Raw genomic sequence first — 315 nt, 5'->3', positions numbered from 1 at the left:
GACCGCCTCGCCCGAGACGAGCGAGCCCAGGAACGCAAGCGGTCGTTCGTGATGGCCACCGACGCCTCGGGCATGACCTTCGTCCAGGGCCTGCTCACCAAAGAGTGCGGGGCAGCACTCAAGGCCGCCCTGGACGCCTGGTCCGCCCCCCAACCGGCCGAAGACGGCACCCTGGACCCGCGCAGCCCCGGCCAACGCCGCCACGACGCCCTGCAGCACCTCGCCGAAACCACCCTGGCCCGCAACGACGTGCCGACCTCGCATGGCTCCCCGGTGCGCGTCATCGTGCGCGTGGGGGTGGACACGTTGGCCGCC

1 protein-coding gene is annotated in these 315 nt (G+C 72.7%); it reads left to right on the top strand.

Translation table 11 applies throughout. The features are described from left to right. A partial coding sequence (locus ASD06_RS07955; protein WP_157371625.1) for a DUF222 domain-containing protein occupies positions 1-315 on the top strand: 315 nt, incomplete at both ends.

The organism is Angustibacter sp. Root456 (genome assembly GCF_001426435.1).
Taxonomy (GTDB): domain Bacteria; phylum Actinomycetota; class Actinomycetes; order Actinomycetales; family Angustibacteraceae; genus Angustibacter.
Note: the sequence above shows the minus strand (reverse complement) of the source record. Positions and strands in the feature narration are given on the sequence as shown.